Raw genomic sequence first — 23,865 nt, forward strand, 5'->3', positions numbered from 1 at the left:
GTTGACTTACGAAAGGAACGAAACTCTACTAAGGTGATTATATGCAACGTTATTTTGTAGAAGAGAAATATGTAAATGAGACAAGTATTCGCATTGTAGGTGATGACGTACATCATATCGCAAGAGTGATGCGTATGTCAGCTGGTGATCATATTTATTGCTGTGTAAATGGAAAAACAGCAGTATGTTCAATTGATGAAATTACCAGTGAATTTATTAATACGGCTATTGTAGAATGGGTAGAGGCGTCAAGTGAACTTCCTGTTTTCGTGACGATTGCAAGTGGACTGCCAAAAGGAGACAAGCTAGAGTTAATTTTTCAAAAAGGAACTGAGCTTGGGGCAGCTGCATTCTTACCATTTCAAGCATCTCGCTCTATCGTAAAATGGGATGCGAAAAAAGCTGATAAAAAAGTTGAGCGTTTAAGAAAAATTGTGAAAGAAGCTGCGGAACAATCACATAGAAGTGAAATTCCAGAAGTACATGCTCCGGCATCATTTAAGCAATTGCTTTCAATGAGTAGTGAGTATGATGTTTGTCTTGTTGCTTACGAAGAGGAAGCAAAACAAGGCGAGAAATCTAATTTTGCGAAAGCTTTAACGACAATGAAACCAGGTCAAAAGCTATTGATTGTATTTGGCCCAGAAGGCGGTTTAGCTGAGGAAGAGATTACAGCGCTTCGTGAACATAAATTTGTACCATGTAGTTTAGGGCCAAGAATTTTAAGAACAGAAACGGCGCCGTTATACGCGTTAAGTGCTGCTTCGTATCATTTTGAATTGATGGGGTGATGATCAATGTCAACTGTTGCGTTCCATACGTTAGGTTGTAAAGTAAACCACTATGAAACAGAAGCCATTTGGCAATTGTTTAAACAAGGTGGTTATGAAAGAACAGAATATGAAAAGAAAGCTGATGTATATGTTATTAACACATGTACAGTAACGAATACTGGGGACAAAAAAAGCCGTCAAGTAATCAGACGTGCTGTGCGTCAAAATCCAGATGCAGTTATTTGTGTAACGGGATGTTATGCACAAACATCTCCAGCTGAAATTATGGCGATCCCGGGTGTGGATATTGTAGTTGGTACACAGGATCGTGAAAAGATGTTAGGTTACATCGAAGAATTCCGTAAAGAGCGTCAACCAATTAATGCTGTCCGCAATATTATGAAAACACGTGTGTACGAAGAACTTGATGTACCTTATTTCACGGATCGTACACGTGCGTCTTTAAAAATACAAGAGGGTTGCAATAACTTCTGTACATTCTGTATCATTCCTTGGGCGCGCGGTTTAATGCGTTCTCGTGATGGAAAAGAAGTTATTAAACAAGCGCAACAATTAGTGGATGCAGGCTATAAAGAAATCGTATTAACGGGTATTCATACAGGTGGATACGGCGAAGACATAAAAGATTATAACTTAGCTGGATTACTTCGTGATATGGAAGCGGAAGTAGGCGGATTAAAACGTCTTCGTATTTCTTCTATTGAAGCGAGTCAAATTTCAGATGAAGTAATTGAAGTGTTAGATAAATCTGAAGTAGTTGTACGCCACTTGCATATTCCGTTGCAATCTGGCTCTAATACTGTATTAAAACGTATGCGTCGTAAATATACGATGGAATTCTTCCAAGAGCGTTTAGATCGTTTGAAAGAAGCGTTACCAGGCCTTGCGATTACATCTGACGTAATCGTTGGTTTCCCAGGTGAAACAGAAGAAGAATTCATGGAAACATACAATTTCATTAAAGAGAACCGCTTCTCTGAGTTACATGTGTTCCCTTACTCAAAACGTACAGGAACACCTGCAGCGCGCATGGAAGATCAAGTTCCTGAAGATGTGAAGAACGATCGTGTTCATCGTTTAATTGAGCTATCTAATCAATTAGCGAAAGAGTACGCATCAGCGTTTGAAGGTGAAGTGCTTGAAATCATTCCGGAAGAGCAATTTAAAGAGGGCGACCGTGAAGGGTTATATGTAGGTTATACAGATAACTACTTGAAAATTGTATTTGAAGGATCAGAAGAATTAATTGGTAAGCTAGTGAAAGTGAAAATTACGAAAGCTGGTTATCCATATAACGAAGCGCAATTTGTTCGTGTTCTTGAAGATGATGTGAAAAAAGAATCAGCTAGCGCATAAAAAGAGCGTGCAACCGGAAACGGTTTGCATGCTTTCTTTATTTGAAGCGGTTAAGTAATAGAAGGTGGGGAGGCGTTTCATGCATCCCTGTATGAAAAAAGATGAAATGATAAAAATATAGCTGTCTTCATCAGTGAAGGATACTAGTTATTTGCATAACTTTTGAAAAGGAAATGCTTCTATTCTTCTTTTATTCTGCCAAATAGTTGACCTGAAGTGATAAAATGTATTATAATCGTAAAAGACATGCTGAAGAAGTGTTTCTTTTTGCATGCTGAAGTTAGTATGTAAGTGTGATGTTTCGGAGGGAGGGAAAGAGAATGTCAAAAACAGTCGTTCGTAAAAACGAGTCTTTGGAGGATGCACTTCGCCGTTTTAAAAGATCGGTTTCTAAAACTGGTACACTTGCTGAAGCAAGAAAGCGCGAGTTTTATGAAAAACCAAGTGTAAAACGTAAGAAGAAATCTGAAGCGGCAAGAAAGCGTAAATTCTAAGAGAGGGTGTAAGTTATGAGTCTTCTCGGTCGTTTAAACGATGATATGAAACAAGCGATGAAGAATAAACAAAAAGAAAAATTAACCGTTATTCGTATGGTTAAGGCTGCTTTACAAAATGAAGGTATTAAACTGCAACATACTCTTACTGAAGAAGAGGAAATAACAGTTTTAGCTCGTGAAGTAAAACAGTATAAGGACTCCCTCCTTGAATTTAAAAAAGCTGGTCGTGAAGACCTTGTTAATAAACTGCAAAGTGAAATTCAGATTTTAAGCGCATATTTGCCAGAGCAATTAACTGAAGAAGAACTAGTTGATGTAATCAAGCAAGTTATTTCTGAAGTTGGTGCGACTTCTAAAGCAGATATGGGTAAGGTGATGACTGCTGTTATGCCGAAAGTAAAAGGTAAAACAGACGGATCACTTGTGAATAAGCTGGTTATCCAGCTATTAGCATAAAAAAACGTCTCATTTCGTATGAGACGTTTTTTTATTGTTCTTATTAAGGAGAAACGCTATATTGCTTAAAAAGCGTTTCTGTAAGTGATAGAAACCCCTCTAGTTAAAGTTTCAATTTATTATTTCCTTGTATAATTCCGATTCTACACCTATTCTTACTTCCTTGACTAAAACTTCTTTCGCGAATAAAAGCTAAGTACCGAGCCTTCTGAAACTCAGATTGAAGTTTTATAGCTTGCTCTTCAGCATAATCCTCAAAGGTAACGAAAGAGATTCTAACTATTTTAGATTTTGCATCAGTTGCATAAAATGGCTGGATATTACTGTCGGTAACTTGTTTTATAACATTCAAAATTTCTTGACCAAAGCCGATTTCCTTTCGTATTTCCTCATTTATTAATTCATTTTTTAATGAACCCTAATATTTTTTGAAATTCATATAACAACCATCTATAAAATATTCTTACTTACAACGTAACATTCAGAGTGAAGAAATTTTCTTTTTTTTGATTTTATCCCGCATTAACGGGTAGCCCGATTGGTGAGGATTGATTATAGTTTTACTTTATCTCAGTTGTCCAATAAATGACAACTACTTATTCTATGGTCAGTATGTCACGTCCAGAACGAATTGTAACAGGTTTTTTCAAGTTTCCCACTTCTCGCTAGGCTCAATTTCTTAATGTAACTTGTACTGATATCCTGTAGGGGCGCATATTCTTGTATTAATACTTCTATTATTAAAGGTAACATCCTCTGATCCATCATTGTCCTGACAAATATGATTTCATATAGCGACTGTTTTAATTAACATGATATGAACTCTTGCAGAATATAGTTATGTTAGTGAAGTCGTTATAACACGATAGGCACTTGTGAAGAAATACATATATATGGGATGAGAGGGGGTCTTTCGAGATGAAGAAATTCGAACAAATGAAAAATTGGTTGACAAAACAAGTAGACTTACCAGTGGATGTATTAATGGATCTACCTCGGATTACTCTTGTTGGGCAAATACATATTTATATAGAAAATCATCGGGGGTTATTAGTGTTTTCAGATAAAGAAGTGCGATTGCTTTTAAAACACGGTCAATTATTAATTAAAGGACAATCCTTTGTTATTAAAACGATTCTTCCAGAAGAGCTTTTACTCGAGGGGATAATTGAGCAAGTAACATTTTTAGAAAATGAAAAAAAAGGTGATTGAAGTGAAACTTCCATTTGTGAAGTTTTTCTTCTTTATCCTGTAAAAGTTCCGTTGATAGAGACTGATTACAGTTTTACTCTGTTTTATTTTAGTACGAGCTATTTTAATGCTTCAAATAAAAAGTAGTATATCTACTTTTAGAAAGGTAGTGAAGGTGGTAAATGAAAAATAAATGGTTTATAAAGTGGCTTGGATATGTAAAAGTGCGAATTGAAGGTAGAGGAGCGGAACGATTTGTTAATGAATGTGTACGGAGGAATTTGTTAGTTTGGGATGTTAAAAAGATAGCTGATGAAACGTTAGTTTTTTGTATGTTGTTACGCGATGTGAAAAAAATAAAACCAATTTATAGAAAAAATGAATGTAAATTATATTTTATTGGACGTTATGGTTTTCCTTTTTGGAATAAACGTTTAATTAAAAACAGTGGATTTTTAATTGGTTTTTTAATTTTCTTTTTTGGTGTGATTGCAATGTCAAATATGGTTTGGAAAATTGAAATTACAGGAGCTAAACCTGAAACAGAATATATATTGATGAAAGAATTGGATAAAATGGGTATTAAAAAAGGGAAACTACAATTTCAAATGCCGAATGTAGAAGATGTACAACGCTATTTGACAGATAATATTAATGCCATTACTTGGGCGGGACTAGAAGTAAGGGGAACGACTTATCATTTTAAAATTGTTGAAAAAAACGAACCGAAGAAAGAAAAGGAACAAAGGCCGCAAAATTTAGTAGCAAAAAAAGAAGCGATTATTACAAAAACGTTTGTAGAAGTTGGAAAGCCGGTTGTACTGAAAAATGATCATGTAGAAAAAGGACAGATTCTCGTATCGGGAATATATGGTAATGAGGAAAGTCCGACGATTGTTTCAGCGAAAGGTATTGTATATGGCGAAACGTGGTATACATCTAAGGTGGATGTCCCGTTAAAGACGCAATTCCAAGTGTATACTGGTAATGTATACAATGAACATTTTCTTAAATTCGGGGATACGAAAATAAAAATATGGGGATTTCAGCATGATAAGTATAAACGCTCTCGTACTGAAAGTGTAAAGCATGATGTGAAATTATTTGGTTTTACACTGCCGATTGCATATGAAAAAGATGTTGTGAGAGAAGAGGAAGAAGCGAATCGAGAATATACAGAAAAGCAAGCGCTGAAAGTAGCGAAGGAGATGGCCGAAAAAGAACTAAAGAAAAAATTGGATGAACATGCTATGATTGTAAGTGATAAGATTTTGAGTAAAGAGGTTGAGGCGGATCAACTAAAAGTCACATTGCATTATACTGTGGTTGAAAATATTGCAGAGCCACAACCAATATCCGAATCCGATATTCAAGGAGACTGAGTAATGGCAGAACAATTAGTAGAAATGAACCAACAATTGGAAAATGCTAACGAAGCAATCGCTCTTTTTGGAGTTAATGATGCGCATTTAAAAGTAATTGAACGAGAACTGAATGTATCGATCGTAACTAGAGGAGAAACTGTTCATGTATCTGGGGCAGTTGAAACGGTGGCACTCGTAGAAAAAATCTTACAGCAATTACTTGTTGTAATTCGTAAAAGTATATCAATTTCAGAGAGAGATGTTGCGTATGCGATTCAGCTTGCACAACAAGGGAAAATTGCTCAATTTGAAGAGTTATATGAGGAAGAAATTTTCAAGACTGCAAAAGGTAAATCCATTCGTGTAAAAACAATGGGGCAAAGAAGATATATTCATGCGATGAAGAAGAATGATATTGTCTTTGGGATAGGGCCTGCAGGAACTGGAAAAACATATTTAGCTGTAGTAATGGCTGTTAGGGCTTTAAAACAAGGATATGTAAAGAAAATTATTTTAACAAGACCTGCTGTAGAAGCTGGAGAAAATTTAGGTTTTTTACCAGGGGATTTGAAAGAGAAGGTAGATCCATACTTACGCCCGTTATATGATGCTTTACATGATATTCTTGGACAAGAATATACGCAGCGTATGATGGAGCGAGGAGTAATTGAAATAGCTCCACTTGCTTATATGAGGGGGCGTACGCTTGATGATTCATTTGTTATTTTAGATGAGGCTCAAAATACAACGGGTGCTCAAATAAAAATGTTTTTAACAAGATTAGGTTTTAGTTCTAAAATGGTTATTACAGGGGACCCTTCACAAGTAGACTTGCCAAAAGGGGTAAAATCAGGGCTATCTATAGCTGCTAATATTTTATCTGGTGTATCAGGTCTGTCATTTATTACATTAGAACAAACGGACGTTGTGAGACATCCATTGGTGCAACGTATTATTGAGGCATATGATAAAATGGAATGATCCTATTTGTCAGGATCATTTCTTTTTGTATGATAAGGTTGGCGAACGTCATATTTTTTACTATCATGAAAGATAAGGAAAATAAACTATAGGTACTAGTGTATAAAATGTTGCCTCAAAGTATCGTTTGGTAGAAGAAATGAAAGCTATAAATAGTTTCGCTTTATTTCTGGAGAGGAGAAGGTATTGAAATCATGTCAAGATCTCAAGAAATTTCTAAGTGGTTTCGTAATTTACAACATTCGAAAAAACTAAGTTGGATTTCTTACGTTGTATTAGGAGCAGTGCTGTTTTTTTCGCTTATGAATAATGTAAAACCAGAGCAATTAGATGTTAATATGTATTCTATTGCGAAAAAGACAATCCATTCTCCTATAAAAATTGAAGATAAAGTTACAACGGATAAAAAGAAAAAAGAAGCCGCTACAAAAGTTGAAGATCAATATACATATAAAAGTGAGTATAAACAAAACAAAGTTGATATTGTGAATGACGTCTTTGCTAAAGTGGATGAAGTGGTGCAAGAGATTAAAGCTGTTGGACCGGATGATCAAAAAAAGATGACTGATGCTGAGAAAGTGGAGAAGTTAAAAAAGAAACTACCCGCTGACTTAACGAAAGAATTATCTGATTCAAACTTACTAAGTTTGATTAATGCAGATTCGAGCCAATTAGTATTAGCGAAAGATGCTGCGGTCACAGCGATTAATAGTATCATGACTGAGCATATTAAAATGGACGAATTGAAAGATGCGAAAGAACGATATGTAAGTGAGATGAATAGTGTTAATGTTGATAATGGTTTAAAAGAGTCAATTAAGGCGCTAGGAAGATATGCAATTTCAGCAAACTATTTTTATGACCCGATCTTAACGAAAGAGAAGAGAAAAGCAGAGGAAGATTTAGTTCCACCTGTTTATATTCTTCAAGGACAAGTTCTTGTTAGAGAAGGTGAAACAATTTCAAGTGATGTGTATAATCAGTTGAAATTAGTTGGTTTGTTAGAAAAAGGGAACGGCTTTCAACCTTATGTTGGATTAGCGGTACTCATTGGTGTGTTACTATACTTTATGCATAAACAATTTGAATTGTTTTTAAAGAGAAAAAGAGAAGATAGACCGTATGTTTTAGCGTATATTACAATTTTGTCTATCACAATCGTCTTAATGAAAATCATTAGTTTGTTTCAAAAACTTGAATACGCGGGGATTGCATATGTTGTCCCAGTTGCGATGGGAACAATACTTGTAAAACTAATGATTGGTGATCGATTTGTCTTTTTAACGAGTATGATTTTTTCTGTATGCGGAAGTATTATGTTTAATGAAGGAGTAACGAGTACATTAAATTATAGTGTAGGGATTTACGTATTGTTAAGTTCATTATCGGTTAGTATTTTCTTGCGAGAAAAAAATCGTCGTACAATGATTTTACAAGCTGGTATACTCGTTTCTGTATTAAATGTAGTCGTATTGGCGGCGCTCTTATTATTGCGTAATGGGAATTTTTCGCCTCTTGAAATTGGTACGCAATTATTAATGGCTTCACTTTCAGGGATTATATCATCCGTTTTGGCTATGGGGATTTTACCATATTTAGAAAGTGGACTTGGAATCGTATCAAGCATGAAGCTTATGGAACTATCAAGTCCAAATCATCCGCTTTTACGCAGAATTTTGTTAGAAGCGCCAGGGACATATCATCATAGTGTAATGGTAGCGAATCTTTCTGAGGCTGCTTGTGAAGCAGTCGGGGCAAATGGTGTATTAGCGCGTGTAGGGGCATATTATCATGATGTAGGAAAAACAGTACAACCGCAATTTTTTATTGAAAACCAAATGGGAATTGAAAACCCGCATGATAAATTAGATCCTGTAACGAGTAAAGATATTATAATTGCTCACGTAACGGATGGAGTAAGAATGCTCGAAGAATATCATATTCCACAAGAAATTATTGATATCGCTGGGCAACATCACGGTACAACGTTACTGAAATATTTTTATTATAAAGCTATTAAAGAAGATAAAGAAAAATATACAGAAGAGATGTTCCGTTATCCAGGTTCAAAAGCAACTTCGAAAGAGTCGGCAATTGTTGGTATTGCTGATAGTGTAGAAGCTGCGGTACGTTCTATGAATCATCCAACGCCAGAACAAATTAATAATTTGGTGCAAAGTATTATTAAAGATCGACTACAAGACGGTCAATTTAGTGAATGTGATTTGACGTTTAAGGAACTACAAATCGTTGGAAAAACGTTGTGTGAAACGTTAAATGGTATTTTCCATTCGCGTATTACATATCCGGAACTTCCGGAAGAAAAGGAGAAAGAATGAGTTTGTTAATTGATTTTATTGATGAAACAGAAGAAGTAAAAGAAGCGTATATGAGTTTAATTCGTGAAGTGTTAGAAAAAGCAGCTCAAATGGAAAATATCGAGGATGGTGCGGAGGTATCGGTGACATTTGTAGATAATGAGCGCATTAGAGAAATTAATCGTGATTACCGAGATAAAGATCAACCTACAGATGTAATATCCTTTGCGATGGAAGAAATGGGAGAAGGAGAAATGGAGATTGTTGGTGCAGAGATGCCACGCATGTTAGGTGATCTTATTATCTCTATTCCAAGGGCGAAAGAGCAAGCTGAAGAGTACGGACATTCTTTCGATCGTGAACTTGGATTTTTGGCATTACATGGATTTTTACATTTACTTGGTTATGATCACATGACAGAAGAAGATGAAAAAGAAATGTTCGGAAGACAAAAAGAAATTTTAGAAGCTTTTGGATTAGGACGATGAAAAAAGGAAAACTTATAGATAGTTTTGGATATGCTATAGCTGGTATATTCTTTTGTTTTCGTCATGAGCGAAATATGAAAATCCATTATTTAGCCGCAGTCATTGTTATATGCTGCGGCTTTTATTTCCATATTACGAGAACAGAGTGGATGATATTACTTATTGTAATAGGGAGTGTAATGAGTTTAGAAATGGTAAATACGGCTGTGGAAAAAACAGTAGATTTAGCGACTGCCGATATTCATCCATTTGCAAAAATTGCAAAGGATGTTGCGGCAGGAGCGGTTTTATTGTTTGCAATTATAGCTGTTATAATTGGTGCTATTATCTTTTTACCGTATATGGTATAGTTGCATTCCGAAGTTTTTATTAAGCTTTGGAAGTGCCGTAAGAGGCTTTAATGAGAGAGTGTATCTCTTCATAGCTGTGAACAGGAAGGATGCGGGAATATGAATAGTAAACAATTAATTCTAGAAGCAATCGAAGCGCGTAAACAAGCGTACGTACCATATTCTAAATTTCAAGTAGGTGCAGCACTATTAACGCGCGATGGAAAAGTGTATCGTGGATGTAATGTTGAGAATGCATCATATGGCTTATGTAATTGTGCTGAAAGAACAGCTTTATTTAAGGCGGTTTCTGAAGGAGATAAAGAATTTGTAGCCATTGCGGTTGTAGCAGATACAAAGCGCCCAGTACCTCCTTGTGGAGCATGTCGACAAGTTATGGTAGAATTATGTAAACAGGATACGAAAGTATACTTAACAAATTTACATGGTGACGTTCAAGAGACGACAGTCGGAGAATTGTTACCAGGAGCATTTTTAGCGGAGGATTTACATGAATAGAAAAGGTTATAAATCAGGTTTTGTCTCTATTATTGGCAGACCGAATGTTGGGAAATCTACATTTTTAAATCGTATTATCGGCCAGAAAATTGCTATTATGAGTGATAAGCCACAAACGACTCGTAATAAAATTCAAGGTGTATATACAGAAAATGATGCACAAGTTATTTTCATTGATACACCAGGAATACATAAACCTAAACATAAACTAGGCGACTTCATGGTGAAGATGGCGCAAACGACATTAAAAGAAGTTGATATCGTTCTGTTTATGGTTAATGCTGTCGAAGGCTTTGGTCGTGGTGAAGAATTCATCATCGAGAAGTTAAAAGAAACGAAACAACCAGTATTTTTAGTAATTAATAAAATTGACCAACTTCATCCAGAGCAATTACTAGAGTTAATTGATCAATATCGTAAACTACATGAGTTTGCAGAGATTGTACCAATTTCTGCGTTAGACGGTAATAATGTGGACGCTTTAATTGGAACAATTAAAAAGTATTTACCAGAAGGACCACAATACTATCCAGATAATCAAGTAACGGATCATCCGGAGAGATTTATTATTGCAGAGCTTATTCGTGAGAAAGTACTACATTTAACACGTGAAGAAGTGCCGCATTCTGTGGCTGTTGTTATCGATGCGATTCAAAAGCGTGAGGGCGGGGCAGTTTATATAAATGCAACGATTGTTGTTGAACGTGCATCACAAAAAGGAATCATCATCGGAAAACAAGGGAAAATGTTAAAAGAAGTTGGTAAGCGAGCTCGTTTTGATATTGAAGCGCTACTTGGTTCTAAAGTATTTTTAGAAGTATGGGTAAAAGTGCAAAAAGATTGGCGTAATAAAATGTCTCAGCTTCGTGACCTAGGTTTCCGCGAGGATGAGTACTAAAATAGAGTCAAGCTGTAATCAGTGGATGGTTGGTTCATCCACTGATTATTGGTTTTTATGAACTTTGATAAATTAGGAAAAATTTTTCTCACATGAAAATGGACAAAATGGGTCAATTTAATAACAACAAAGGAAATTGGTTTATAGGCTACGCTTATTGAGAAAGGTGGATTCTTATGCTAGATTTTACCTGGAAGTTTTTCTCCAAAACAGGAAGCATTGAAACGTACTTGCTTTTGAAAGAAATGGAAAAAGACGTAAACGATGAGATGGATCAACATGAAGAGGAGCTAGCGCATCTAGACTCTCCAATTTCTTGACCCGTTTTGTTCAAACCTTGGATGGTGACGAACATGTTTCAAAAAGTTGAGGGCATCGTTATCCGTACGACAGATTACGGAGAAACGAACAAGATTGTTACAATATTCTCAAGAGAACTTGGTAAGGTAAGTGCAATGGCAAGAGGGGCAAAAAAACCGAAAAGCCGATTAGCATCTGTGTCGCAATTAATGACACATGGCCAGTTTCTTATTCAAATGGGATCTGGGCTTGGAACATTGCAACAAGGCGAGATTATTTCAACTATGAAAGAAATTCGCGAGGATATATTTTTAACTGCTTATGCATCATTTATTGTTGAATTAACTGATAAAGCAACAGAAGATAAAAAACATAATCCGTATTTATTTGAAATGTTATATCAAACGTTGCATTATATGTGTGAGGGTGTTGATCCAGAAGTATTATCATTAATTTATCAAACGAAAATGCTTCCGGTATTAGGGATGCGCCCGTACTTTGATACATGTGCGATTTGTCATCAAGAAACAGACTTTGTCGCCTTCTCCGTTAGGGAAGGCGGTTTTCTGTGCTCACGTCATGCAGAGCAAGACCCGTATCGTATACCGGTAGGAGAAGCTGTTCATAAATTATTACGTCTTTTCTTCCATTTCGATTTACATAGGCTCGGAAATGTATCGGTAAAGGATAGCACAAAAAAACAAATGCGTTTAGTATTGAATACATATTATGATGAATATTGCGGAATTTATTTGAAATCAAGACGTTTTTTAGAACAACTTGATAAGTTTCAAATATAATTTTGGGCCGTATACGGTCCTTTTTACATACTTTCTTTTTCGAATAGCATATTTAGTATATAATATTTAAGAGATAGTATAACTTTTTTCGTTGTGCATTAAAGGTGGTGATTATCATAGAGCTGAATAAACGGCAAGAACATATCATTCAGATTGTAAAAGATCACGGTCCTATTACAGGGGAATCAATTGCAGCGCAATTGGGTCTAACACGTGCGACGCTAAGACCAGACTTAGCAATTTTAACGATGGCTGGTTATTTAGAAGCACGTCCACGCGTAGGTTATTTTTATACGGGTAAAACTGGGGGGCAGCTATTATCTGAAGCTGTTAAGAAAATTAAAGTACAAGATTATCAATCTAGACCGGTTGTAATTGATAAAAATGTTTCCGTATACGATGCAATTTGTACGATGTTTTTAGAGGACGTTGGTACATTGTTCGTTGTAGATCAGATGACTCTATTAGTTGGTGTTGTGTCTCGTAAAGATTTATTAAGAGCGAGCTTAGGAAAGCAGGATTTAACCTCTCTTCCGGTTAATATTATCATGACAAGGATGCCAAACATTGCGATGTGTCGTAGAGAGGATTCTTTATATGATATTGCGATGGAATTAATAGAAAGACAGATTGATGCAATGCCAGTTGTAAAAGATACGAAACAAGGTTTAGAAGTGATTGGGCGAATTACAAAAACAAATATTACACGTGCGTTTGTAAATTTAGTAAATAACGAATAAGTGTAATTTGTTTAAAGTGAGGTAATGTAATGGATAATAAAATCGTATATGTCGTATCTGACTCTGTAGGGGAAACGGCTGATTTGGTTGTTCGAGCAGCAATGGGGCAATTCCCGTTTGCTCCTGATATTAGACGTGTACCATATGTAGAAGATACAGGGACACTAAAAGAAGTGATTTCGATTGCTAAGAGTAATCAAGCACTTATATGTTTTACGTTAGTTAAGCCTGATATGCGCAAATATTTAGTAACAGAGGCTGCAAAAGAAGGGGTAGAGGCATACGATATTATCGGCCCTCTTATTGATCAAATAGAAGAAATTACGGGGCAAGTGCCGAGATATGAGCCAGGCGTTGTCCGTAGGTTAGATGAAGAATACTTTAAAAAGATTGAAGCGATTGAGTTTGCTGTGAAGTATGATGACGGCAGAGATGCACGAGGTATTTTAAAAGCGGATATCGTGTTGATTGGTGTTTCGCGTACATCAAAAACACCACTTTCCCAATATTTAGCTCATAACAAACGCTTGAAAGTTGCGAATGTACCACTCGTGCCAGAAGTTGACCCACCTGAAGAACTATATCAAGTGGCAAAAGAAAAATGTTTCGGTTTGAAAATTACGCCAGATAAGTTAAATCATATTCGAAAAGAACGATTAAAATCACTTGGATTAAGTGATGGAGCAACATATGCAAATATTAATCGTATTCAAGAAGAAATTAATCATTTTGAGGAAGTAATTAGTAAAATAAATTGCCAAGTAATCGATGTATCGAATAAAGCGATTGAAGAAACAGCAAATATTATTGTGAATGCAGTGCAAAACCAAAAAATGTTTTAGCACATTTACCAAAGGTGAATGTGCTTTTTTCGCTCGTGTGAAATCTGATACCTATGGATTTTGTAATAGATTGTAGTGTAATGGTTATACTTATACTCCTTTGTCTTTTAGTATATTCAAGGTGTGAGTTTGTCATCCTGAAATGTAAGATGAAAAAATAAAGGGATATGTAGCGTAGTTGAAGAAAATATATTATAATAAAAAATTGTGATAAAAACCTATATTTTACGTTTAGACTTTAATTTTTCAGAATAAACTAGGGATAGGATTTACGAAAAAGACATGTAATTACGTTAAATCGACAAAATCTATACAAGAAAACGCACATTATGGAAGGATTCGCAGAAGGGATGTAGAATACAGAAATATGCAAAGCATCAACAACATATTAGTTGGTGTAGATGTATATCCCGTGAAGGCTGAAATTGTGCAAGTTGGAGCGGAATTTCATGTCGGAATTTTGTTTGTCGCATCATATGCTCATCCTTTAAGGAAATAGCAAGGCAATTGGATCTTTGTAGATACTGAACAAAATGGAGTTGATCGTTATATGGATCAACATGAAAAAGTTACAAATCTCAAGATCAAACAGTATATGTGGCTTGCTACTCTTCTTATAAAAAGGTGTATATGTATTGTTTCTAAGAGATACATTTGTAACAGATGAGCAAATGTATACAATTTTATATAGCAAGTATGTATATGCGATTTATGCAGATAAAGGACCTATAGGAAAGGTTCAAAATCGTTTATACAATGTAATCGGCAACACTTTCTAACAAGTTTAGAAAAATATTGTCGAATTATAAAGGAATTTTTTAATTTATATCGAATACAAAATACGACACGGAGATGGAGTTATGGGGAACAGAATTCCCGAAGAAGTTGTTGAACAGATTCGGACATCATCCGATATTGTAGAAGTCATTGGTGAATACGTTCAACTTAGAAAACAGGGGCGTAACTATTTCGGCCTTTGTCCATTTCATGGTGAGAATTCTCCTTCATTCTCTGTTTCATCTGATAAGCAAATTTTTCATTGCTTCGGATGTGGAGAAGGTGGAAATGTATTTTCCTTTCTAATGAAAATGGAAGGACTGGCTTTTACCGAGGCTGTTCAAAAGCTAGGCGAAAGAAATGGAATTGCGGTTGCAGAGTATACATCAGGGCAAGGACAACAAGAAGACATATCTGATGACACTGTCATCATGCAACAAGCTCATGAATTATTGAAAAAGTATTATCATCATTTATTAGTAAATACGGAAGAGGGAAATGAAGCACTTTCATATTTATTAAACCGTGGTATTACGAAAGAGATGATTGAGAAGTTTGAAATTGGTTATGCATCACCTGCTTGGGATGCAGCGACGAAAATTTTACAAAAAAGAGGTTTATCGCTGTCTAGTATGGAACAAGCTGGCCTTCTAATAAGAAGTGAGAAGGATGGTAGTCATTATGATCGCTTCCGTGGAAGAGTTATGTTCCCGATCTATACGTTACAAGGTAAGGTGATAGCGTTTAGTGGAAGGGCGTTAGGAGATGACACTCCGAAATATTTAAATAGCCCTGAAACACCGATTTTTCACAAAAGTAAATTGTTGTATAACTTCCACCAAGCAAGACCGTTTATTAGAAAGCGTGGGCAAGTGGTTCTTTTCGAAGGATATGCCGATGTACTAGCTGCGGTAAAAAGTGGTGTGGAAGAAGCTGTTGCGACAATGGGAACAGCTTTAACTGAAGAACAAGCAAAACTTCTGCGACGTAACGTTGAAACTGTTGTTCTTTGCTATGATGGTGATAAAGCAGGGCGAGAAGCGACGATGAAAGCAGGGCAATTATTGCTAAAAGTTGGTTGCCAAGTGAAAGTCACATCCTTGCCAGATAAGCTTGATCCTGATGAATATGTGCAACAATATGGGACTACTGCTTTTGAAAATCTTGTGAAATCAAGTGTGAGTTTTGTTGGTTTTAAAATAAATTATTTGCGTTTAGGGAAAAATTTGCAAGATGAGTCTGGCAAAGAAGAATATGTGAAGAGTGTTTTAAAAGAGTTATCGTTGTTACAAGATGCGATGCAGGCAGAGTCATATTTGAAGTCATTATCGCAAGAATTTTCGTATTCAATGGAAACACTTTTGAACCAATTGCACCAATATCGCAAAGAACAAAAGGTACAGCAAAAACAAATAAAGCAGGTTGCTAAACCGTCTCAAGTCGTTCAAACAAAACCGAAGTTAACAGGTTTTGAAAGAGCGGAAAGAGAAATTATTTACCATATGTTGCAAAGTGCAGAAGTAGCTGTTCGTATGGAATCCCATATAGAAGATTTTCATACAGAAGAACATAAAGGGATTTTATATGAACTATACGCATATTATGAAAAGGGAAATGAACCTTCAGTCGGAACATTTTTAAGTTGGCTCTCTGATGAAAAGTTGAAAAATATTATCACTGATATTTCGACGGATGAATTTATTAATCCAGAATACACAGAAGAAGTGTTGCAAGGCCATTTGGAGACGCTTAGACGGCATCAAGAAAAACTTGAAAAGATGGAAATTATCTTTAAAGTGAAACAAATGGAAAAAACAGATCCTGTAGAGGCTGCTAAATATTATGTAGCATATTTACAAAATCAAAAAGCGAGAAAATAGCTTTTTTGATAAAGTTTTAGTATAATGAATGTTTGTATCTCGCGTAAGGAGGGGAACAGATGGCTGACAAACCAGCTCGTTCTAAACAAATTGAAACTGAAATGACCCTTGAGCAAGTGAAAGAACAACTCACTGAGCTCGGAAAAAAACGTGGCGTTCTTACATATGAAGAGATTGCAGAACGCATGAATGGATTTGAAATTGAATCCGATCAAATGGATGAATACTATGAATATTTAGGTGAACAAGGCATTGATTTAGTTGGTGATAATGACAACGAAGAAGGCCCTAATAATCGCCAAATTACAAAAACAGAAGAAGAGTTTGATCTCAATGATTTAAGTGTACCACCTGGGGTTAAAATCAACGATCCTGTTCGTATGTATTTAAAAGAAATTGGTCGTGTAGACTTACTATCTGCAGAAGAAGAAATTCGACTTGCAACGCGTATTGAAGAAGGCGATGAAGAAGCGAAACGTCGTCTTGCAGAAGCAAACTTACGTCTTGTAGTAAGTATTGCAAAGCGCTATGTAGGCCGTGGTATGCTTTTCTTAGACTTAATTCAAGAAGGTAATATGGGTCTAATTAAAGCTGTTGAAAAGTTCGATTATCGTAAAGGTTTCAAATTTAGTACGTATGCAACTTGGTGGATTCGCCAAGCTATTACACGTGCCATTGCAGACCAAGCGCGAACAATTCGTATTCCAGTTCATATGGTTGAAACGATTAACAAGTTAATTCGTGTACAACGCCAATTATTACAAGATTTAGGTCGTGAACCGTCTCCTGAAGAGATTGGTGAAGAAATGGATCTTGCTCCAGAAAAAGTACGTGAAATCTTAAAAATTGCACAGGAGCCAGTTTCTCTTGAAACACCAATTGGTGAAGAAGATGACTCCCATTTAGGTGACTTTATTGAAGACCAAGAAGCAACATCGCCTGCGGACCATGCAGCCTATGAATTGCTAAAAGAACAATTAGAAGATGTGTTAGATACGCTAACAGATCGTGAAGAAAATGTTCTACGTCTTCGTTTCGGTTTAGATGATGGACGAACTCGTACGCTTGAAGAAGTTGGGAAAGTATTCGGCGTAACGAGAGAGCGTATCCGTCAAATTGAAGCAAAAGCACTTCGCAAATTAAGACATCCAAGCCGTAGTAAGCGTCTTAAGGATTTCTTAGAATAGGTTATTTTTTAAGTTTACTTCACCATTGTGAAGTAAACTTTTTTATTTTGTTAATTTTTGTTAAAATTTAGCTATCGGCAACGATTACAATTTCTTGTAATTTATTTTACAGAATTGTCTTTTGATTTGCAAATGCTCATTTTTCGATTTTTCGATTAATTTTGTTTATTCTATACAAAAATATATGTAGAAAAGAGAAAAATATGATGAGAAACGTTAATAATTATCGAAATAATAAGCGATATGACAATAAAAAACAATAAACTGAATTTATGGAATATTTTTAACAAGTGGTAGTTTACTCTTTTCTGATAGAGCGTTTTCAAGTACAATGGAAATGACTGAATCATCTAACTATTTAGGGATATAGAGGGGGGAGAAGAGATATGAAACGTAATCCGCTGATTCCGTTCGCTCTTATTGCAGCATTGGGTATTATCGTTATGTTTGTATTTTCATTTCAGGGGCTAAATAAATCTAAAGAGTTAGCTGATGCAAAAAATGGCGGGAAGCCAGCACAAACGGCATCAAAACCAGAAGATATTGTGAAGCAAAGCTGTACGAGCTGCCATGGTGATCAGTTACAAGGGGCAGTTGGACCTAACTTACAAAAAATTGGTGGGAAACTTTCAAAGGATGAAATTAAAGAAATTCTTTCGAAAGGAAAAGGCAATATGCCTGCCAATATAGTTCCAGCTGATCAAGCCGCTAAAGTAGCTGATTGGTTATCGAAGAAAAAATAAAGTTCCGTATGACAAGCCTTTTGCTTATGCAAAGGGCTTGTTTTTCTATATTTTCTAAAATACGATGAATGATAGAGCAGTGAATTGTTGTTATGGGCTTGCAACAACTACTATAAATTCATTATCATGGAGACAGACTGACAAGAGAAGGAGTAATGGAAATACATGAATGAAGTAAAGCTTTCAAAACGATTAGAAGAAGTTGTACGTGAAATACCAGTAGGATCTACAGTCGCTGATATTGGATCGGATCATGCGTATTTACCGTGTTATACAATTATAAATAATATTGCTACAAAAGCAGTTGCAGGAGAGGTTGTAGATGGACCATTTCGCTCTGCGCAAGCAACTGTAGCTGAAAGTGGTTTACAAGATAAAGTAGATGTGCGTAAAGGGAATGGATTAGCTGTTATCGCACCAGGAGAAGTAGATGTAATTACGATTGCCGGAATGGGCGGAGCGTTAATTCGTGACATTTTAGAAAGTGGTAAAGAAAAATTAGAAGGTGTAACACGTTTAATTTTACAGCCTAATATTGCAGCTCATCATATTCGTGAATGGTTTATTGAGAATGGTTGGGAGCTTATCCATGAAAAAATCGTAAAAGAAGATGGGAAAATTTACGAAATTTTAGTAGGGGAGCAAGGAAATGTTGCAGCGCCTTACTCTGAAAATAAACAAGCTGAATTGTTTATGGGACCATTTTTAATAACAGAAAAAAGTGAAGCCTTCGTTGAAAAATGGGAAGGAGAATTAAAAAACTTCCAAAATATTTTAAAACAGTTAGAACGTGCAGCTGATTCTGAAGAAACAAAAGCGAAGCGTGGGGAAGTAGAAGCGAAAATGAAAATGATAGGGGAGGTTTTATCATGAGTAAAATTCCAAATGGCCATGAAATTATTTCTTTATTTGAAAGTATGTATCCCAAGCATTTGGCGATGGAAGGAGATAAGATTGGCCTGCAGATTGGAGCGCTTAATAAACCCGTGCGGCACGTATTGATTGCGTTAGATGTAACGGAAGAAGTTGTGGATGAAGCAATTCAATTAGGGGCAAATGTCATTATTGCTCATCATCCTTTAATTTTTAACCCGTTAAAAGCGATTCATACAGATAAGGTGTATGGGAAAATTATTGAAAAGTGTATTAAAAATGATATTGCAATCTATGCAGCGCATACAAATGTGGATGTTGCTAAGGGCGGGGTAAATGATTTACTTGCTGAGGCGTTAGGATTGCAAAATACAGAAGTTTTGGCACCGACATATGCAGAAGAAATGAAAAAAGTTGTTGTGTTTGTGCCAGTCACTCATGCAGAAGAAGTAAGGAAAGCATTAGGAGACGCAGGTGCTGGTCATATCGGCAATTATAGCCACTGTACGTTTAGTAGCGAGGGTACAGGCACATTTGTACCTCAAGAGGGGACAAATCCTTATATCGGGGAAACTGGACAGTTAGAACGTGTAGAAGAAGTGCGAATCGAAACGATTATTCCAGCTTCATTACAGCGGAAAGTGATTAAAGCAATGGTAACGGCGCACCCTTATGAAGAAGTAGCATACGATGTGTATCCGCTTGATAATAAAGGTGAAACGTTAGGCCTAGGAAAAATAGGATACTTACAAGAAGAAATGACGCTTGGTCAATTTGCAGAACATGTGAAACAATCATTAGACGTGAAGGGCGCAAGAGTTGTCGGTAAGTTAGACGATAAAGTGCGTAAAGTAGCTGTACTTGGTGGAGATGGTAATAAATATATAAACCAAGCGAAATTTAAAGGAGCAGATGTATATGTAACTGGTGACATGTACTATCATGTTGCTCATGATGCGATGATGCTCGGTTTAAATATAGTTGACCCAGGACATAATGTTGAAAAAGTAATGAAACAAGGTGTACAAAAGCAATTACAAGAAAAAGTGGATGCAAAGAAACTCAATGTACACATTCATGCTTCGCAGTTACATACAGATCCATTTATATTTGTATAAGAAAAATAAAAACCGTTGCTCATGCAAGCAACGGTTTTTATTATTGTTCTTTTTTCACTTTCACGCGAGGTAATATTTTTTGTAACGGTACTTTTCGAACTCTTTCCCATGTAGCGGGATTCATTGGGTTATATTGCTCTAAGAAAGCGATAACTTCTTTCGTAATTGGCGTTGGAGTAGAAGCACCTGCTGTAACAGCTACGTTTTCTACACCTTGTAGCCACTCTAATTGAATTTCGCTTACATCAGCAACTCGATATGCTTTTGTACCCGCGATTTCTTGTGATACTTGTGCTAAGCGATTTGAATTGTTACTTTTCGGATCACCAACAACAATTGTTAAGTCTGCAACATCAGCTTGTTTAGCGACAGCTTCTTGGCGAACTTGAGTTGCTAAACAAATTTCTTTATGGAATTCTGCTGTTGGGAATTTTTTTTGAATGTCCTCCATTAAATGTTGAACATCCCATTGACTCATCGTTGTTTGATTTGTTACTAAAATTTTATCTGTTGGGATTTCTAATGTTTTTAAATCATCGGCTCTTTCGATAAGGTGAACGATGTCAGGTGCAATACCAACTGCGCCTTCTGGCTCTGGATGATTTTTTTTACCGATATAAATGACATGATACCCTTCCGCTTTCTTAGCTTCGATAAGGTCATGCGTCTTGGTAACATCTGGGCAAGTAGCATCGATTGTTGTTAAACCTTTTTCTTTTGCGCGTTGTTTAACTTCTGGAGAAACACCGTGTGCAGTGAAAATAACAGTACCAGAATCAATTTTATCTAAAATTTCTAAGCGACTTGGACCGTCTAATGTGATGATTCCATCTTCTTCAAAAGCGTCTGTAACATGTTTATTGTGAACAATCATACCTAAAATATAAATGGGTCTCGGCAATGATTTATCTAATGCGGCGTTACGTGCAATTACCATTGCATCGACAACACCGTAGCAATAACCACGAGGGGAAATTTTAACAATTTTCATATGAGTAATCCTCTCCTTCTAAACAAGGGATACTTTTGTGCATAGTCTTTTACATTATAAAGGAGGAGTGGATAGAAAACAAAGGATTGTTACACATATAGTTTTGGTTTTGTTGCTGTTTGTTGAACTGGTTCTTTCGGTAACTCTTTTTCTATTACAGGTTCAATCACTATTTTCTTTCGTTTTCGTTTCTTTTTTTGAGGTGCAGGAGGCGGACTTTCTACCTCAACTGGCTCTGTTACATTTTCCGTTTGATTTTCTTCCGTGCTTTTTCCAGAGGTGAGGATTTTAACAATGCTTGGTAGACTACGCATAATAGGACCATATTGTTCGACGACAGGACCTACAGATTGAACGACTTGGGATACTTTTTCGATGTTATTTATCATATTAGTTGGATTCGAAATTAAGTTCGAAAAAAAACTGCCGATGCCACTGCTTGCTGTTGCCGCAGTTGTAGTTGCGCCGCCGCGCGTTTCATTTGATTCATACATTTGAGGCGGTATCATTTGCTCAGGATGTTGCTGCATGTATGGTTGATATTGTGGATGTTGCTGCGGATATTGTTGCTGGTATTGCTGCGGATATTGCTGTTGATATTGCTGCGGTGGTGGTTGCTGATGCATCATCGGTTGCCCTTCCATTTGTCGGTAAGGTGGAACCATTTGCATAAACGGCTCGGTTGGATCGTGTTTTTTAAAAAGCTTAGCAAGAAAACCTTTCTTTTTTTGTGCCATTGGTGGTAGTTGTGGAATTGGATATGGTGTATAAGGTTGCTGCCCTGGATTCGGATACATTTGCCTTGTAGGGGATTTCGGAAACATGTGAGAAATCCTCCTTTCTTCAGTTAGGTATATACACATACAATATGCAATAAAAGGGAAGAAGGTTAGTTTTTGAAGTGAAAACCTAAACTAAAGATGGATTTTACTTGTAGATTTCGATATAATGTAGACTTGACTGATTTGTGCGCGCAGTAGAAATTTTAGAAAGAAGGTGTAACTTATGACACAACAAACTTTTACACAGTATGATTTTAAACCATTTTTAATAGATGCAGTTCGTGAACTACGCTTTACAGAGCCGACAGGAATTCAGCAGAAAATTTTCCCGGTCGTGAAAAAAGGTGTAAGTGTAATTGGACAATCCCAAACAGGTTCTGGGAAAACACATGCATACTTACTTCCTACATTAAACAGAATTAATGCAAGTCGTGAAGAAGTACAACTTGTTATTACAGCGCCTACTCGTGAGTTAGCACAACAAATTTACGAAGAAATCGTGAAATTAACAAAGTTTTGTGCGGAAGACCAAATGATTACAGCACGTTGTTTAATTGGTGGAACTGATAAACAACGTTCAATTGAGAAATTGAAAAAACAACCTCATATCGTAGTTGGGACACCAGGACGTATTAAAGACTTAGTTGAAGAACAAGCATTATTTGTTCATAAAGCAAATACGATTATTGTCGATGAAGCAGACTTAATGCTTGATATGGGATTCATTCATGATGTAGACAAAATTGCAGCACGCATGCCTAAAAACTTGCAAATGTTAGTTTTCTCTGCAACAATTCCTCAAAAACTAAAACCGTTTCTGAAGAAATATATGGAGAATCCAGAGCATATTCATATCAATCCAAAACAAGTTGCAGCTGGAAACATTGAACACTATTTAGTGCCTTCTAAACATCGTAATAAAATTGATTTAGTGCATAAAATGCTACTTCAATTTAAACCGTATTTAGCAGTTGTTTTCACGAATACGAAAAAGATGGCAGACCAAGTTGCTGATGGATTAATGGAACGTGGCTTAAAAGTTGGACGAATTCACGGGGATTTATCACCACGTGATCGTAAAAAAATGATGAAACAAATTCGTGACCTTGAATTCCAATATATTGTTGCGACTGATTTAGCAGCACGTGGTATTGATATTGAAGGGATTAGCCATGTTATTAACTATGAGCTACCATCAGATTTAGATTTCTTCGTTCACCGCGTTGGAAGAACAGCACGTGCAGGGCATTCTGGTATTGCAGTGACGATTTATGATCCAGCAAACGAAGAAGCGTTAGATAGCTTAGAAAAACAACGTCATATCGAGTTTAAACATGTAGATTTACGTGGAGATGAGTGGGCAGATTTAGGTGAGCGTCGTCGTCGTAAGAGCCGTAAAAAACCAAATGACGAACTTGATGTTATGGCAACGAAAGTTATTAAAAAACCGAAAAAAGTAAAACCAAACTATAAACGTAAACTTGCAACAGAACGTGACAAAGTGAAGAGAAAATATAGCAATAAAAAAAGATAAGGGGTTTCCCTTATCTTTTTTTAATCCCGCTAATTTAAATGAAGAGTATAGTCTGTCTAAATAGTCATATGAATTTGTGTAGTGCGTCTTTTGTGAACAAACAATTC

At 36.2% G+C, this 23,865-nt stretch carries 25 protein-coding genes; 23 read left to right on the forward strand and 2 right to left on the reverse strand.

The genetic code is table 11. The features are described from left to right. Positions 1 to 41 precede the first annotated feature (41 nt). The 22 genes from MKY38_RS00450 (at position 42) to MKY38_RS00555 (ending at position 20,451) form a co-directional block, all read left to right on the forward strand. Positions 42 to 791: a 16S rRNA (uracil(1498)-N(3))-methyltransferase gene (locus MKY38_RS00450; protein ID WP_065222846.1), complete on the forward strand. Its 750-nt coding sequence runs from the start codon at positions 42 to 44 to the stop codon at positions 789 to 791. A 6-nt stretch (positions 792 to 797) separates the two neighbouring features. Further along, entirely contained in the window at positions 798 to 2,150 is a 1,353-nt protein-coding gene (mtaB, locus tag MKY38_RS00455; RefSeq protein ID WP_000108680.1) for a tRNA (N(6)-L-threonylcarbamoyladenosine(37)-C(2))-methylthiotransferase MtaB, read from the forward strand. 320 nt (positions 2,151 to 2,470) lie between these two features. After that, positions 2,471 to 2,644 (forward strand): 30S ribosomal protein S21, encoded by a 174-nt coding sequence (rpsU, locus tag MKY38_RS00460; RefSeq protein WP_000048061.1) that lies wholly within the window; start codon positions 2,471 to 2,473, stop codon positions 2,642 to 2,644. 15 nt (positions 2,645 to 2,659) lie between these two features. Further along, positions 2,660 to 3,103: a GatB/YqeY domain-containing protein gene (locus MKY38_RS00465; RefSeq protein ID WP_000054562.1), complete on the forward strand. Its 444-nt coding sequence runs from the start codon at positions 2,660 to 2,662 to the stop codon at positions 3,101 to 3,103. A gap of 918 nt (positions 3,104 to 4,021) precedes the next feature. Further along, positions 4,022 to 4,315 (forward strand): sporulation protein YqfC, encoded by a 294-nt coding sequence (gene yqfC / locus MKY38_RS00470; RefSeq protein ID WP_065222847.1) that lies wholly within the window; start codon positions 4,022 to 4,024, stop codon positions 4,313 to 4,315. 161 nt (positions 4,316 to 4,476) lie between these two features. After that, positions 4,477 to 5,676, forward strand: coding sequence for a sporulation protein YqfD (gene yqfD / locus MKY38_RS00475; RefSeq protein ID WP_065222848.1), 1,200 nt, complete (start codon positions 4,477 to 4,479; stop codon positions 5,674 to 5,676). Between the two features lie 3 nt (positions 5,677 to 5,679). Next, positions 5,680 to 6,639, forward strand: coding sequence for a PhoH family protein (locus MKY38_RS00480; protein WP_000840501.1), 960 nt, complete (start codon positions 5,680 to 5,682; stop codon positions 6,637 to 6,639). 194 nt (positions 6,640 to 6,833) lie between these two features. After that, positions 6,834 to 8,978: an HD family phosphohydrolase gene (locus MKY38_RS00485; RefSeq protein ID WP_341047799.1), complete on the forward strand. Its 2,145-nt coding sequence runs from the start codon at positions 6,834 to 6,836 to the stop codon at positions 8,976 to 8,978. After that, the gene (gene ybeY / locus MKY38_RS00490) at positions 8,975 to 9,445 is read left to right on the forward strand and encodes an rRNA maturation RNase YbeY (RefSeq protein ID WP_000054679.1); all 471 of its coding nucleotides are present in this window, start codon (positions 8,975 to 8,977) and stop codon (positions 9,443 to 9,445) included. Before MKY38_RS00485 ends, ybeY begins: the two co-directional genes overlap by 4 nt. Beyond that, entirely contained in the window at positions 9,442 to 9,795 is a 354-nt protein-coding gene (locus MKY38_RS00495) for a diacylglycerol kinase family protein (RefSeq protein ID WP_000715469.1), read from the forward strand. Before ybeY ends, MKY38_RS00495 begins: the two co-directional genes overlap by 4 nt. A gap of 99 nt (positions 9,796 to 9,894) precedes the next feature. Continuing rightward, positions 9,895 to 10,293 (forward strand): cytidine deaminase, encoded by a 399-nt coding sequence (locus MKY38_RS00500; protein ID WP_001086282.1) that lies wholly within the window; start codon positions 9,895 to 9,897, stop codon positions 10,291 to 10,293. Beyond that, positions 10,286 to 11,191 carry a GTPase Era gene (gene era / locus MKY38_RS00505; RefSeq protein WP_001080229.1) on the forward strand — a complete coding sequence of 302 codons (906 nt, stop codon included), beginning with the start codon at positions 10,286 to 10,288 and terminating at the stop codon, positions 11,189 to 11,191. Before MKY38_RS00500 ends, era begins: the two co-directional genes overlap by 8 nt. A 176-nt stretch (positions 11,192 to 11,367) precedes the next feature. Continuing rightward, the gene (locus MKY38_RS00510) at positions 11,368 to 11,511 is read left to right on the forward strand and encodes a YqzL family protein (protein WP_000883924.1); all 144 of its coding nucleotides are present in this window, start codon (positions 11,368 to 11,370) and stop codon (positions 11,509 to 11,511) included. A gap of 33 nt (positions 11,512 to 11,544) precedes the next feature. Then, a complete protein-coding gene (gene recO / locus MKY38_RS00515) occupies positions 11,545 to 12,291 on the forward strand; it encodes a DNA repair protein RecO (protein WP_000487013.1) in 747 nt (248 codons plus the stop codon). Positions 12,292 to 12,398: 107 nt separating this feature from the next. Then, the gene (locus MKY38_RS00520; RefSeq protein WP_000583756.1) at positions 12,399 to 13,031 is read left to right on the forward strand and encodes a helix-turn-helix transcriptional regulator; all 633 of its coding nucleotides are present in this window, start codon (positions 12,399 to 12,401) and stop codon (positions 13,029 to 13,031) included. A gap of 29 nt (positions 13,032 to 13,060) precedes the next feature. After that, positions 13,061 to 13,873 (forward strand): pyruvate, water dikinase regulatory protein, encoded by an 813-nt coding sequence (locus tag MKY38_RS00525; protein ID WP_000368937.1) that lies wholly within the window; start codon positions 13,061 to 13,063, stop codon positions 13,871 to 13,873. 635 nt (positions 13,874 to 14,508) lie between these two features. Continuing rightward, on the forward strand, positions 14,509 to 14,652 hold the full coding sequence (locus MKY38_RS00530; protein WP_000479733.1) for a hypothetical protein: 144 nt from the start codon (positions 14,509 to 14,511) through the stop codon (positions 14,650 to 14,652). Between the two features lie 81 nt (positions 14,653 to 14,733). Further along, positions 14,734 to 16,530 (forward strand): DNA primase, encoded by a 1,797-nt coding sequence (gene dnaG, locus MKY38_RS00535; protein WP_000528221.1) that lies wholly within the window; start codon positions 14,734 to 14,736, stop codon positions 16,528 to 16,530. 59 nt (positions 16,531 to 16,589) lie between these two features. Then, the gene (rpoD, locus tag MKY38_RS00540) at positions 16,590 to 17,717 is read left to right on the forward strand and encodes an RNA polymerase sigma factor RpoD (RefSeq protein WP_000764066.1); all 1,128 of its coding nucleotides are present in this window, start codon (positions 16,590 to 16,592) and stop codon (positions 17,715 to 17,717) included. Between the two features lie 386 nt (positions 17,718 to 18,103). Continuing rightward, entirely contained in the window at positions 18,104 to 18,460 is a 357-nt protein-coding gene (gene cccA / locus MKY38_RS00545) for a cytochrome c550 (RefSeq protein ID WP_000828141.1), read from the forward strand. Positions 18,461 to 18,625: 165 nt separating this feature from the next. Continuing rightward, positions 18,626 to 19,333, forward strand: coding sequence for a tRNA (adenine(22)-N(1))-methyltransferase (locus MKY38_RS00550; RefSeq protein WP_065222849.1), 708 nt, complete (start codon positions 18,626 to 18,628; stop codon positions 19,331 to 19,333). Continuing rightward, complete coding sequence (locus MKY38_RS00555; protein ID WP_065222850.1) at positions 19,330 to 20,451, forward strand: Nif3-like dinuclear metal center hexameric protein; 1,122 nt, start codon at positions 19,330 to 19,332, stop codon at positions 20,449 to 20,451. The genes MKY38_RS00550 and MKY38_RS00555 overlap by 4 nt, the downstream gene beginning before the upstream one ends. Positions 20,452 to 20,491: 40 nt before the next feature. Here MKY38_RS00555 and MKY38_RS00560 read toward each other — a convergent pair whose 3' ends face one another. Continuing rightward, positions 20,492 to 21,442 (reverse strand): 4-hydroxy-3-methylbut-2-enyl diphosphate reductase, encoded by a 951-nt coding sequence (locus tag MKY38_RS00560; protein ID WP_000706662.1) that lies wholly within the window; start codon positions 21,440 to 21,442, stop codon positions 20,492 to 20,494. Positions 21,443 to 21,531: 89 nt separating this feature from the next. Next, a complete protein-coding gene (locus MKY38_RS00565) occupies positions 21,532 to 22,266 on the reverse strand; it encodes a YqfQ family protein (protein ID WP_070180505.1) in 735 nt (244 codons plus the stop codon). Between the two features lie 181 nt (positions 22,267 to 22,447). Between MKY38_RS00565 and MKY38_RS00570 the strand changes: the two genes are divergently transcribed. Further along, entirely contained in the window at positions 22,448 to 23,758 is a 1,311-nt protein-coding gene (locus MKY38_RS00570; protein WP_000194017.1) for a DEAD/DEAH box helicase, read from the forward strand. The last annotated feature ends 107 nt before the right edge of the window (positions 23,759 to 23,865 follow it).

It is taken from the genome of Bacillus sp. FSL R5-0585 (genome assembly GCF_038004545.1).
GTDB lineage: Bacteria > Bacillota > Bacilli > Bacillales > Bacillaceae_G > Bacillus_A > Bacillus_A cereus.